General features: G+C 65.4%; 10 protein-coding genes. 5 read left to right on the top strand and 5 right to left on the bottom strand.

Annotated features, from left to right (window positions below; translation table 11 throughout):
• Positions 1-109: 109 nt before the first annotated feature.
• Positions 110-1,699, bottom strand: coding sequence for a phosphoenolpyruvate carboxykinase (ATP) (pckA, locus tag QUW00_RS01645; RefSeq protein ID WP_289612667.1), 1,590 nt, complete (start codon positions 1,697-1,699; stop codon positions 110-112).
• A 348-nt stretch (positions 1,700-2,047) separates the two neighbouring features.
• Positions 2,048-3,598: an L-lactate permease gene (locus tag QUW00_RS01640; RefSeq protein ID WP_289612666.1), complete on the bottom strand. Its 1,551-nt coding sequence runs from the start codon at positions 3,596-3,598 to the stop codon at positions 2,048-2,050.
• A gap of 200 nt (positions 3,599-3,798) precedes the next feature.
• Here QUW00_RS01640 and QUW00_RS01635 point away from each other — a divergent pair, with 200 nt between their 5' ends.
• Positions 3,799-5,286 carry a lipopolysaccharide biosynthesis protein gene (locus QUW00_RS01635; RefSeq protein WP_289612665.1) on the top strand — a complete coding sequence of 496 codons (1,488 nt, stop codon included), beginning with the start codon at positions 3,799-3,801 and terminating at the stop codon, positions 5,284-5,286.
• Positions 5,287-5,325: 39 nt separating this feature from the next.
• Here QUW00_RS01635 and QUW00_RS01630 read toward each other — a convergent pair whose 3' ends face one another.
• On the bottom strand, positions 5,326-6,159 hold the full coding sequence (locus tag QUW00_RS01630; protein ID WP_289612664.1) for a metallophosphoesterase family protein: 834 nt from the start codon (positions 6,157-6,159) through the stop codon (positions 5,326-5,328).
• 204 nt (positions 6,160-6,363) lie between these two features.
• On the opposite strand from QUW00_RS01630, the gene serC reads away from it, so the two are divergent.
• From serC to QUW00_RS01615, 3 genes are all read left to right on the top strand, one after another.
• Positions 6,364-7,473 (top strand): 3-phosphoserine/phosphohydroxythreonine transaminase, encoded by a 1,110-nt coding sequence (gene serC / locus QUW00_RS01625; RefSeq protein WP_289612663.1) that lies wholly within the window; start codon positions 6,364-6,366, stop codon positions 7,471-7,473.
• 92 nt (positions 7,474-7,565) lie between these two features.
• Positions 7,566-8,729, top strand: coding sequence for a phosphoglycerate dehydrogenase (locus QUW00_RS01620; protein ID WP_289612662.1), 1,164 nt, complete (start codon positions 7,566-7,568; stop codon positions 8,727-8,729).
• A gap of 92 nt (positions 8,730-8,821) precedes the next feature.
• A complete protein-coding gene (locus tag QUW00_RS01615; protein WP_289612661.1) occupies positions 8,822-10,015 on the top strand; it encodes a M20 family metallopeptidase in 1,194 nt (397 codons plus the stop codon).
• A 27-nt stretch (positions 10,016-10,042) separates the two neighbouring features.
• Here QUW00_RS01615 and QUW00_RS01610 read toward each other — a convergent pair whose 3' ends face one another.
• On the bottom strand, positions 10,043-10,969 hold the full coding sequence (locus QUW00_RS01610; RefSeq protein WP_289612660.1) for an AEC family transporter: 927 nt from the start codon (positions 10,967-10,969) through the stop codon (positions 10,043-10,045).
• Positions 10,970-11,079: 110 nt separating this feature from the next.
• Here QUW00_RS01610 and QUW00_RS01605 point away from each other — a divergent pair, with 110 nt between their 5' ends.
• Positions 11,080-12,336, top strand: a complete 1,257-nt coding sequence (locus tag QUW00_RS01605; RefSeq protein WP_289612659.1) for a DUF1015 domain-containing protein — start codon at positions 11,080-11,082, stop codon at positions 12,334-12,336.
• Positions 12,337-12,758: 422 nt separating this feature from the next.
• Here the strand turns inward: QUW00_RS01605 and proC are convergent, their stop codons facing one another.
• On the bottom strand, positions 12,759-13,559 hold the full coding sequence (gene proC, locus QUW00_RS01600) for a pyrroline-5-carboxylate reductase (RefSeq protein ID WP_289612658.1): 801 nt from the start codon (positions 13,557-13,559) through the stop codon (positions 12,759-12,761).
• Positions 13,560-13,573 lie beyond the last annotated feature (14 nt).

Below are 13,573 nucleotides of genomic sequence, written 5' to 3'. Positions count from 1 at the left end.
TCAAAGTCCTACGGTGCCGGCGCGTGGGCGCTTGCGCGTCGCCCACATCCGGAGATGCGGGCTCTCTATCGGTGCCCCATTCTACCACCGAACAGGGCGAACGGTCGCCTTAGCGACGAGCCTTAGCGAGATCCTCGAGCTGGACGCCGGGATAGCGCTTGTTGAAGTTATCGCGGAACTTCTGGGCGAGGTCGGCAGCGCAGCGGTCGTACTCCTCGCCATCGGCCCACGTGGAGCGCGGGGTGAGCAGGTCGGTCGGGACGCCCGGGCACGCCAGCGGCACGTCGACGTCGAACACATCGTCGTGACGATAGCCGGCGACATCGAGCTCGCCGGTCTGCGCGGCCTTGACCAGCGCACGGGTGTGGAACAGCGCGATGCGGTGACCCACGCCGTACGGGCCGCCGGTCCAGCCGGTGTTGACCAGGTAGACGCGCGTGTTGTTCTGCGCGATCTTCTCGCCCAGCAGGTAGGCGTAGGTCATGTGATCGAGCGGCATGAACGGCTCGCCGAACAGCGCGGAGAACGTGGGCTGCGGCTCCTTGACGCCCAGCTCGGTGCCGGCGACCTTGGCAGTGTAGCCGGTCAGGAAGTGGAACATCGCCTGCTCGCGGGAGAGCTTGGAGATCGGGGGCAGCACGCCGTAGGCGTCGGCGGTCAGGAAGAGCACGACGCTCGGAATCTCACCGGTGCCGGACTCGACCACACGCTCGATGTGCTCGAGCGGATAGGCGGCGCGGCCGTTCTCGGTGATGGAGCTGTCGGAGTAGATCGCGGCACGGGTGCGGCGATCGAGCTTGACGTTCTCGGAGACGCTGCCGAAGCGGATGGCGTCGAAGATGTCCGGCTCGCGCTCGCGCGTGAGGTCGATGGTCTTGGCGTAGCAGCCGCCCTCGATGTTGAACACGCCGCGCGGGCTCCAGCCGTGCTCGTCGTCGCCGATGAGCAGGCGATCGGGATCGGCGGACAGCGTCGTCTTGCCGGTGCCGGACAGGCCGAACAGGATGCAGGTCTTGCCGGTGGCGGGGTCGACGTTGGCCGAGCAGTGCATGGGCAGCACGCCGTCCTCGATGGGAAGCAGGTAGTTCATCATCGTGAAGACGGCCTTCTTGATCTCGCCGCAATAGCCGGTGCCGGCGACGACGATCTTCTTCTTGTTCATGTCGAGGATGACGGCGGCGGGCTCGACACCGTCGCGGTCGCGCGAGCACACGTAGGAGGGCGCAGCGAAGACCAGGATGTCGGGGCGGCCGAACACCTCGAGCTCATCGGCGGTGGGGCGCACGAGCATGTTCTGGATGAACAGCGCCTGGTGGGCACGCTCGCACACGACCATGACCTTGCGCGCGTACTGGCGGTCGGCACCCGCGTAGCCGCGGATGACGAAGAGGTGGCGGCGCTGAGACATGTAGCGCGTGACGTTCTTGCGGACGCGCTTGTAGGTCTTCTCGTCGATCGGCTTGTTGGTGGAGCTGTTCCAGTTGATGTTCCTCTCGGCATCGCCGGTGTCCACGATGTAGCGGTTCTCGGGCGAACGGCCGGTGAAGGCGCCCGTGCTCACGGACAGCGATCCGGTGGAGGTGAGGTAGCCCTCGTGGTGGGAGATGGCGTGCTCGATGAGCTTGGCAGGACTCCAGTCAACGTGCACGCGGTCGATATCGCAGTCGATACCGGACTCCAGCAGGATTGTCTCGATCATAGACAGCAACCTTTCCTACGCTGGCGCGCACCGGAAGGCGACGCGCCCCGATTGATACCGCGAAAAGTCTGGCATGCACCGCAAATATGGAGAAATGACGGCGCACTTCATTGATAATAGCCGGTTCGTTTGCGACTCGTATACCAAAATCGGGGCAAAAAACAGCGAAAGGACCTCACCAAGGCGTGCACGGCGCACCTTGACAGGACGCGCATTCCGTGCTTTCCCCTCGCCATGCATCCGGCTTCGCCCATGCGCCCCGTCAAGCAGACCGGAAAAGCCAAGTACATCGATGTGAAAACCGTGCACCGCCCGTACGCGCCCTCGACGAGGCCTCATACGGGGACGCTACGCGAAGGCCAGCGCGATGGCAGACATGGCGACCAGGAACCCCAGCACATAGGGCAGTACGGCGCGCAGCAGCTCGGCGTCTTTTCCCACCACGCGCACGGATGCGAGACCGATGGCGAGCGTCTGGGGCGACAGCATCTTGCCCGCCGCCACGCCCAGCTCGTTCAGGGCGACCATCCAGTACGGATCGGTACCGAGTGCCTCGGCGGCCTGGCTTTGGATAAGACCGAACAGCATGGCGGAGCTCGTGCCGGAGCCCGTGACGAACGCACCGACCATGCCGATCCAAGGCGCCACGAGCGGATAGAGCGAGCCGGTCACCGCGATGCAGAAGGAGGAGATGGACGAGATCATCCCGGCGTAGCCCATAACCTTGGAGCAACCGAGCACGGCGAGCATGGTAACGACCGTCGGCATCATCTGGCGCACGGTGGCCACGAACACGCGGCCCATCTGCCTTGCGCCGGCGCCCTGGATGCGCCCACCGACAATCGCAGCAACAAGGATCCAGACACCCGGCGTGTTCACCCACGAGAACGACAGCGACCCGGGGTTCTTCCCCGTGTAGATCGTGACCGTCGAGCTGAAGCGGGCAAGCCACTCGTTGACGGGCGGCACGAGCTTCGAGGAGCCCATGAGCAAGATGAAGATCAGGATGAACGTGGACCAGGCGGTCAGCGCACCGGCAAGGGAGACGGGCTCGCCTTCCTCGGTCTCAAGATGGAACCGCACGTCGAGCGCGCCGGCACGCTCGACGCGCATGCTGACAAGCGCCGTCGCCGCGAGCGAGCAGATGCTGCCCACCACCACGGCGAGCTCCGGTCCCACGAACGCCGCCACGACCGCCGTAGGCACGACAAACGAAGCGCCGGAAACCAAAGCGACCAACCCGACGCCGGCTAGACGCGTGCGCACCGTCGCCCGGTAGGCATCGTCGGCCCCCGCGACGAGCACGATCAGAAACGGCGCGACCATGAAGAAGGGGGCGAGCTGAAGCACTTCGACAAACGCAAGGCGCGCGGGGTCGAGCCCCACCAGCCCCGCCAGCGACACCGTCGGGATGCCGATGGAGCCGAAGGGCGTGGGCACGCCGTTGGCAAGCAGGCACATGAGCACCGCCGGCAGCGGCTTGTAGCCCAAGCCGACGAGCATGCCGGCAGGAATCGCCACCGCGGTCCCGAAACCCGCCATGCCCTCCATGAAGCCGCCGAAGCACCAGGCGACCAGCAGCGCGAGAATCCGCCGGTCGCTCGAGATGGAACAGATCATGCGGCTGATGGTGCCCATCGCGCCCGTGCTCACGCACAGGTTGTACGCGAAAACCGCGGCGATGATGACGAGCACGATCGGCCAAAGCGCCATGCAGAAGCCCTCAAGGCTCGCCGTCGCCACCTCCCGCGCCGGCAGATGCCACACGAGCAGCGCCAAGGCGCACGCAAGGGCAAACGAGCCGAGCGCAGCCTTCCAGGCAGGGAGCCTGAACACCAGCAGAACCACAACCAACCACAGGATGGGCAAGAGCGCCAAAGCGAACGCGAGCGAATCCATAGGCCCTCCCTCAAGGAAGCGAAACTAGGAAAATGGAAATGGAAAATTATTTTCCTCCCACCGGGAATAATAGCTCACCCTGCGCGTCCGACATGCGGGAACCCCATGCATTACCGGCATGTTTCGGTGCGATTTTGGCGACTGGCCCGGGCATGCTACCCTCTCGTATAACGTATTCAATCGGCACACCGAGGAGCTTCATGGCGATCTCACCGCTCGACAGGATTCGCGATCTCAAAGACGCGCGAGACGCCGCGCACACTACGGGCAAGCCCCGGTTCCGCCAGGCGCCCGAAGGCTCCGTGCCGGTCGGCGCCACCGTGCGCCGTCCCTCCTCATCCCGTCAGCCCGGCCCGATCGCCCGATTGATCAACCGCTGGTGGACGCGCCTTCTGGAGGCGATTTTTTCCGGCTCCTTCTCAGAGCAGGAGGCGCGCTATGAGGACGGCAGCACCGGGCGCGACTATCTGTGGAACACGCTCGGCACCGCCCTTTGGGGCTGCTCGTTTCCCGTGCTCACCATCGTGGCCACGCAGCTTGCGGGCGCCGAGGGCGCGGGCATGTTCTCCATGGCCTTCGTCGTGGGCACGCTGCTGATGATCGCCGCGAACTTCGGCGTGCGCAACTACCAGGTCTCCGATATCGACGAGACGAATTCGTTCTCCTCCTACCAGGCGCATCGATGGATCACCGGCATCGCCGCCCTCGTCGCCGGCACGCTCTACTGCACGCTGCGCTCCTATGACGCCTCGATGACGACCATCTGCCTGGGCGTGTTCACCTACAAGGTCGTCGACGGCATTGCCGACGTGTACGAGGGGCGCCTCCAGCAGGCCGACAAGCTCTATCTCGCCGGTATCAGCCAGACGGTCCGGTCCGCCTGCGCGATCGTCGCATTCGCCGTGCTGCTGCTCGTCACGCGAAGCCTGGAGGTCGCCTCCATCGCCATGGCGGTCGCCGCCGTCGCCTCGCTCGTGTTGCTGAGCGCGCCTTTGGCCCTGCTCGAGACCGACAAGTCGCGACCGATGGCAGTCGACGAGGTCACCCGTCTGTTCCGCCAAGGCGCTCCCCTGTTCGCCGCGCTGTTCCTGTTCAACCTCATCGAGAGCATGCCCAAGTTTGCGATGGAGGGCACGCTCGCCTACGAGAACCAGCTGTACTTCAACGCGCTCTACTTCCCTGCGCAGGGCATCTTGCTCACCGTCGGGTTCATCTACAAGCCCCAGCTCGTGCGCCTGGCGGGCATCTGGGCAAACCCGCGCCGCAGGCGCCGGTTCGACCTGGTCATCGCGGCCGTCATGTGCGTGGTGGTAGCGCTGTGCATCGCGACCGCCGCGATCATGGGCACGGTCGGCATTCCGTTCATGAGCTTTGCCTACGGTTTGGACTTCGAGCGGTTCCGCGCCCTGTCCTACCTCATGGTCGCCGCGGGAGGCATCACGGCGGCGATCGACTTCCTGTACGCCATCATCACGGTGCTGCGCCGTCAAGGCGACGTCATGCGCCTCTACTTGGTCGCCTTCATCGCCTCCGCCATCCTGCCGTTCGTGCTCGTGCGCATCCTCGGCCTCACGGGAGCGGTGGTGAGCTACCTGGTCGTCATGGCGGTGCTGCTCGCCCTGCTGGTCTGGCAGTACGCCCAGATCCGCCAGGAGATCACGCGCGCCCGCGACCCCTTCGCAAACTAGCGTGGCATTGTGCCCGACTCCATTTAACGCGTTCGCGCGCTATTCGCCCTCTTCGATGTCGGCGTAGAAAACGCGGCGGTCATCCAGACGCATGACGCCGACGCGGCCGACGGGCGCGCCGCCTGCAGCCGAGCAGTCGATATCGACGCGGTCGGCGACGCCACCGGTATCCCAGCTGGCACCGACCTCGACCATGCACGCCCGCCCATCTGGCGAAAGCACCGGCTCGCACATGTTGTTCGCATAGCGGTACAGCAGAATCGACGGCGTATGCCCCGCGATGACAACCGGCCCCGTCCCGTCGCGGCCGACCAGGCCCGTCGGCTCGCTCCAGAACTCGCCGCGAATCCAAAGCAGGTCCTCGGGATCTTGCGCCTCCATGCCGGCGCGCAGCACGTCTAACGGAACGCGCGCGAACCCCTCTTCGGGGCCGTAGCCCGCACAGGCGAGGTACCCGCGCAGCGCGAGCGCGTCGATGCCGGCATGACATAGCAGGTATGACCTATCCCCCACCTCGACAACATCCCACAGCGGCAGGTTCTCGATCCAGTTGAGCAGCTCGAGATATTCGTCGCGCGGAAGCGCATCGAGCCCCGCGGCGGTCGAGGAGCCGCCGTTCATCTCCCAGGTGAGCAAATCGAGCTGCTCGCCGGTGGCAAGGGCGGTGAGCAGCATGTCCTCGTGGTTGCCCAGCAGCACGCGGGCGCGAGGCAGGCCGTGCACCAGACGGAGCACGCCGACGGGATCCGGGCCGCGATCGACCATGTCGCCGAGCACGTAGACGGTATCGTCCGGGCCGGGAGCGGCGAGCTCGAGCGCCCGGTCGAGCGCCTTCAGATGGCCGTGCGCGTCCGAGGTCACAAAAGTCGCCACGCGTCGCCCCCTCACCTTAACCTTCAACTTGAACCTTATTGTAGCGCGACGGGGTGCCGCGCGCGAATCCGCCCTCCCCGTTCACGCCGTGCGCACGGATGCATAGGATCGCTGTCATTTCGTATACGTTACAGATGCCAACGAGATACTCCACTATGCTAGAGTAGTTCGAACCGATTCCCGTCTTTTGGAGGTTCATCCCGCATGGCGCGCGTGCATAACTTCTCCGCCGGACCCGCTGCGCTGCCCGCAAGCGTTCTGTCCGAGATCGCCGCAGAGCTGCCCGACTACCGCGGATGCGGCATGTCGGTTCTGGAGATGAGCCATCGATCTGCCGCCTATCAGCAGATCTTTGACGAGGCCGAGGCATGCCTGCGCCGCGTGCTGAACGTTCCCGACACCTACGCGGTTCTGTTTTTGCAGGGCGGCGCCACGCTTGAGTTCGCCGCGATTCCGCTGAACCTTATGCACACGGGGCGCGCCGGTTACGTCGTATCCGGACACTTCGCGAAAAAGGCCTGGCAGGAAGCGGCCAAGTACGGCGACGCCGTTTTGTTGGCGAGCAGCGAAGACACCGGCTTCGACCGCATCCCCGACCTCGCGCCCGTCAAGGCGCGCTGCCGCGAGGAGCGCTTCGATTACGTCCATATCTGCCAGAACAACACGATCTTCGGCACGATGTACCATGAGCTGCCCGACACCGGCGACATCCCGCTTGCAGCAGACGTCTCGAGCTGCTTTCTGTCCTTCCCGCTCGAAGTTGAACGCTACGGCCTGATCTACGCCGGCGCGCAGAAAAACGCGGGCCCCGCGGGCGTGACCGTTGTGATCGTCCGGCGCGACCTGCTGGAGGACCCGGCGCTCTCCATCTGCCCCTCCTATCTTGACTACCGCACGCAGGCGGCAAAGGGGTCCATGCTCAACACGCCCAACACGTTTGGTATCTATGCCTGCGGCAAGGTGTTCTCCTGGGTCGAGCAGACCGGTGGCCTCGCCGCCATGGAGCAGCGCAACCGCGCCAAAGCCGATGCGCTCTACCGCGTGCTCGACGAAAGCGAGGTGTTCTGCGGCACCGCGCGCCCCGGTTCCCGCTCGATCGCCAACGTCACGTTCCGCACGCCGACGCCCGAGCTCGACGCCGCCTTCGTCGCCGGCGCCCGCGCCCGCGGCATCGAGGGCATCGGCGGCCACCGCCTGGTCGGCGGCATGCGCGCAAGCATCTACAATGCCGTCACCATGGAATCTGTCGAGGCGCTTATCGACTACATGCGTGATTTCGAAGCGCAGCACGCCCCGTCGACACGATCGCGCTAGCCCGCATCCGCGGGCCCCACGCCGCATCTGGCAAAGGGGGCGTGCCGCTTTGTCAGGTCCGTATCGCGATGAAGAACGAAGGAGCTTATCCCATGCGCTATATCAAGACTATCGATGACATCACCAAAGACGGCGACGTCGAGTTCGGCGACGGCTACGAGTTCGTGGAGGAGACGGCCGACGCGGATGCCATCCTCATGCGCTCCACCGACCTGCACGGCTACGAGCTGCCCGACTCCATCCGCGCCATCGCGCGCTGCGGTGCCGGCGTGAACAACATCCCCATCGAGGAGTACGCGAAGCGCGGCGTCGTCGTGTTCAACTCCCCCGGCGCCAACGCCAACGCCGTCAAGGAGATCGTCATCGCCATGATGATCATGTCCAGCCGCGGTATCGTGCAGTCCATGGAGTGGGTGCGGGCCAACGCGGACGACCCCGACATCCTCGTAAACGCCGAGAAGGCCAAGAAGGCCTTCGTCGGCCACGAGCTCAAGGGCAAGCGCGTCGGCGTGATCGGCCTCGGCAACGTGGGATCCAAGGTCGCCAACGCCTGCGTCCACCTGGGGATGGATGTCTACGGCTACGATCCGTTCATCTCAGTCGAGCACGCGTGGGCCCTGTCCCAGGAGGTGCAGCGCGTGGGCACCCTCGAGGACCTCTGCCGCAACTGCGACTACCTCACGCTGCACGTCCCCTCCAAGGCCGACACCGTCAACATGATCTCCACCGAGCAGCTCGACCTGCTCGCACCCGGAGCCGTGCTCGTGAACTTCGCGCGCGAGACCATCGTGGACGAGGACGCGGTCGACACCGCCCTGCACAGCGGACGCCTCTCCTGGTTCGCCACCGACTTCGCCACGCCCAAGACCGTCCTCATGCCCAACACGTTCATCACCACGCACTCCGGCGCGGGCACCGGCGAGGCAGAGGCCAATTGCGCCGACATGGCCATCTCCGAGCTCAAGGACTACCTGGAAAACGGCAACATCGCGCACTCCGTGAACTACCCCGCCTGCTCCATGGGCAAGGCGCGCGCCGCATCCCGCATCGCCTGCCTGCACGCCAACGTGCCCAACATGATCGGCCAGATCACCCGCATCCTCGCCGACGACAACGCCAACGTCCAGCGCATGGTCAACGAGAGCGCCGGCGAGAACGCCTACACGATGTTCGATACCGACGAGCACCTCGACAGCTCCACCATCGAGGCCTTGAAGCGCATTCCCGCCGTCTACCGCGTGCGCGTGATCAAGTAGTCGCGTCGCCGCATACGTCGCATCGCGTACGGGGCCCTGTCCTACAATGTGGGACAGGGCCCTATCCGTCATCGAGCATGCAGGAGGTTGGCGTGGACGCGTGGAGCGTGGCACAGGAGCTGGTGCGTATCGACAGCACCGATCCGGGAGCATATGAGGGCGCGATCGGATGCGCGATCGCGTCGATGGTCGAGGCGCGCGTGGCCAAGCTGCCGGATGCCGTCAGGCGTCACGTCTCCCTTGAGCGGCTCGAAGTGCTGCCCGGCAGGAGCAACCTCATGGTGACGGTTCCGGGAACGGGCGCCGAGCCGCGCCTTGTCTACATCTGCCATATGGATACGGTCGTGACGGGCGATGGATGGTCGCCCGCAACCCCGCCGTTTGACGCCGTCGTACGCGACGACCGACTCTATGGCCGCGGCGCCTGCGACATGAAAAGCGGCCTTGCCTGCGCGCTCTCGGCGCTGTTCGGCCTTTTCGACGACATCGAGGCGCAAGGTTCGCTCCCCCGCCGCGGATTCTCGCTGATCTGCACGGTTGACGAGGAAGACCAGATGCGGGGCGCCGAGGCGGCCATCGAAGCGGGATGGGTGGGGTCGAGCGAATGGGTGCTCGACACCGAGCCGACCGATGGGCAGATCCAGGTGGCGCACAAGGGCCGCACCTGGTTCGAGCTGACGATGACCGGCGTCACCGCCCACGCCAGCCAACCGTGGGAAGGCGCCGACGCCGTCGCCGCCATGGCCGAGGCCATCTCGGAGATACGCCGGGCGTTCGCAGCCCTTCCCGCACACGACGAGCTCGGCCCCGCTACGGTCACATTCGGGCAGATCACCGGCGGCTATCAGCCCTATGTGGTACCGGATGCGTGCACGGCGTGGATCGACATGCGCCTCGTGCCGCCGACGGATACGCAGGCCGCCCGCCGCATCGTCACCGATGCAATCGACGCGGCAGAAGCCGCCGTGCCGGGCGCGCACGGCAGTTTCCGGATCACCGGCGACCGCCCCGCCATCGAGCGCGATCCCGCCTCCCCGCTGCTCGCCACGCTGTCCGACGCCGTCCGAGCTGCAACCGGACAACCTGCCGACATAGGGTTTTTCACCGGCTATACCGATACCGCCGTCATCGCCGGCATGTGCGCCAACCGCACCTGCCTGTCCTACGGGCCCGGATCGCTCGCGCTCGCCCACAAGCCCAACGAGTACGTGCCGAAAGCCGACGTGGTGCGCGTGGAGGCGGTGCTTCGGGCCCTCATGCGCAAAACGCTTTGGCAGACGGACTGATACGAGCTGCCAAGCGGGCGCTGTGTCCTAGGCGACCAGCAGCGCCATAAGCGGAATCGTGACGATCGAGGCGAAGACCGACAGGAACATGCCCTGCATCACCGGCTTGGCGTCCACGCCGTACATGAGGCAGTACAGGATGCCGTTCGTGGCGACGGGCATGGCTTGGCCGAGCACGATAACCGCCAACGTGAGCTGCGTGGGGGCGATACCGCGAAACGCGCAGAGCAGCAAAAGCGGCACGCCGACCAGACGCATGGCGCAGGCGACATAGGCGCGCCAGTTGGTCACCATCTCGCGGGCGGAATAGTTCGCCAGCGACGAGCCACAGATGAGCAGGGCAGCCGGGGTGGTGAACGCGCCGCAGTTGGACAGGCCGTCGCCCAGCACGCCCAGGTCGTTGACGCCGGCAAGCGCCATCGCGAGCACGACCACGCTGGCACCGAGCATGGGCGACAGCAGGCGCTTCGCGCTCTCGCGTGCAGCCTTCGCGGCGCCACCTTCGGGGATGCCCGAGATCATGAGGACGCCGGCGCTGCTGGAAAGGATGTACCACGGGATGTTGGCGATGGCGGCATAGAGCACCGCATCGGGCCCCAGCACCGCTCCGAGCACGGGAAACCCGATGAACCCGACGTTGCCGAACGCGATGACGAAGCTGTAGGCGCCGCTTTCGGGAGCGCACATGAGGCGCGGCACGACGAGGGCGGAGACCACCGCAATGACGTAGCCGACTGCCGATAGTCCCAGCAATTGGAGCAGCACTTCGGCAGCAGGCAGCTCCCGGTCGCACACGGACACCAAGATCATGCACGGAAGCGTGATGTTGATCACGAGCTTGGACAGCGCGCTGTCGAACTCGCCCCCCATGAAGCCGAGCTTGTGGGCGGCATAGCCGATGATGATGGGGATGGCGAGCGTCACCATCGTCAAAGCGGTGTCGATAAATCCCATATGAAGCACTATCTCCCGACGTTTCCAATGCGTAAGGTCTTCAGGATACACCCGCCCGCTGCGGTATCATGACGAGACAGCAAACCCGATTCGGCCAGAAAGGCACCGATATGCGCGTGCTTCCCTTCCCCTGCATTCGCCCCGTTCCCGCACATGCCGCCGAGGTCGCGGCGCTGCCCTACGACGTCTTCGACCGCGCAGAGGCTGTTGCGTACGTGCAGGGGCGGCCGCTGTCGTTTCTGAATATCGATCGTCCGGAGACGCAGTTCGCGCCCGATCAGGATATGTACGCACCGGAGGTCTACGCTCGCGCCGCCGAGCTGCTGCACGAGCGCCTGGACGATGGAACCTACATCGCCGATGCTAACCGCGCCTACTACATCTACGAGCTGCGCTGCGGCGCGCACACGCAAACGGGCCTGGTGGGCGTCTGCGCAATCGATGAGTATGAGGACGGGACCATCAAGCGCCACGAGCTCACGCGTGAGGACAAGGAGCGCGACCGCATCGAGCACATGCGCGCGCTGGGCTGTCAGACTGGCCCCATCTTTTTGACCTATCGCGACCAGCCCGTGCTGGACATCATCATCAACGCGGCAAAGGAATCCACGCCGATCTATCGCTTTACCGACGACGAGGGCGTGGAACAGACGGTGTGGGAAGTCGTGCGCGAAGATGCCGTCGAGGCGATTCATGCCATGTTCGCCCATGTGCCCTGCGCCTATATCGCCGACGGGCACCATCGCACCGCCTCGGCGGTGAAGGTCGCCCAAGCCATGCGCGACCAGGCGCGCAAGGACGGGACGCTCACCGGCAAGGAGCCGTTCAACTTCTTCCTGTCGGTGCTGTTCCCCGCAAGCCAGCTCGCGATCCTGCCGTACAACCGCGTGGTCGCCGATCGCTCGGGGCTTTCCGTCGACGAGCTGCTGAATCGCGTGCGCGCGGCAGGCTTCGACGTCATCGAGGCGGATGCCGCCGTAAAGCCCGAGACGGCAGGTGTGGTCGGCATGTTTACCGACGGCCGCTGGTGGCGCCTCGCCTTCAGTGAAGCGCTTGCCGCCGAGGTCGCCTCGGCGGATCCCGTGTCTGCCCTCGACGTGTCGGTTCTGCAGGAGCGTGTACTCGCTCCGATCATGGGTATCGGCGACGTGCGCACCGACCCGCGCATCAGCTTCGTGGGCGGCATCCGCGGAACCGACGAGCTCGAGCGACGGGCGGGCACGGAAGGCGTGGCATTCTCCATGCATGCGACATCCATCGACCAGCTGCTGTCCGTGGCAGACGCCGATATGCTCATGCCGCCCAAGTCCACTTGGTTCGAGCCCAAACTGCGCAGCGGCCTGTTCATCCACCGCATCGCGAAGTAGCGATTTGAGATCGCCCCATGCTTGGCTGGGGCGCAGAAACCATGTATAGCTCTGGGGCGCGGTTTTTCGGTGCCCCTCGCCAGTACGGACGGCACTGCTCGGCAAAACCGCAGGAACGAACTGGGCTTTTGTTGGGAGGTATCACCCGTGCCGGCGTTGGGCACCGAAAAACCGCGCCCCAGAACATCCGGACAACTTGGCGAACCCGGTTCGGTTCGTTTTTATCCATCGGGATTTCCCCGAACTGGTAGTATGGCGTCCGTTTATACATCGCAGCTGCACCCCTCCCACTCCGTTCAGTCAGAGGCGCGTGCAAGGGGAATCCGGATGCCTTGCCTGCAGAGGGCAATGGCTGAAAAAGCGCTCGGCCGCTCGCCCCGTGACCGGCCGAGCGCTTAGACGCGCCGAATCGTTGCGGCCTGCTACATGGCACGGTTGCGCGCAGCGGCAGCGCGCGCGGCGTCGATCACGGCCGCCCGCATCCCGCCGGCCTCGAGCGCGGCAACCGCCTCGATGGTCGTACCCGCCGGCGACGACACCATGTCCTTGAGCACCGCCGGATGCGTACCGGTCTCGAGCAGGTACTTTGCGGTGCCAAGTACGGCCTGCTCGGCGAAGGTATAGGCCTGGGCGCGCGGCATGCCCTCGGCCACCGCTGCATCGGCGAGCGCCTCGATGAACACGCACACGTACGCCGGCGAGCTGCCCGACGCCGCGATCACGGCGTCAATCAGATGCTCGGGCACGATCTCGGCGCGGCCGAAGCTCTCGAACAGCTCTCTGACGTGTGCGATCTCGTCAGCGGCCACGTTCGCGTTCGGCGTAAGCGAACTCATTCCGGCAAGCACCATCGCCGGCAGGTTGGGCATCACGCGCACGATCTTGCGCGTCTTGCCGAGCAGCCCCTCCAGGCGCTCGAGCGTCACGCCGGCGGCGATCGACACCACGAGGGCATCCGGAGCGACGGCGTCCGCAAACCCGCGCACCACACTGTCCAGATACTGCGGCTTGACCGCGATGAGCACGATGTGCGCGTCGCGCACCGCATCAACGTTGTCGCAGGTGCCCGAGCAACCGAGCTCTGCAGCAAGCCGCTGCTGCGAGGCCTCATTCACGTCGGACACGACGATGTCGAAAGGCGCTATGAGCCCCGCGGCGACGATGCCCTTGGCGATCGCGGTCCCCATGTTCCCGCATCCGATCAGCGCGAATTCCTTAGCCATATCGATCTCCTCTC

This window comes from Collinsella tanakaei, assembly GCF_030373545.1.
GTDB lineage: Bacteria > Actinomycetota > Coriobacteriia > Coriobacteriales > Coriobacteriaceae > Collinsella > Collinsella tanakaei_C.
Note: the sequence above shows the minus strand (reverse complement) of the source record. Positions and strands in the feature narration are given on the sequence as shown.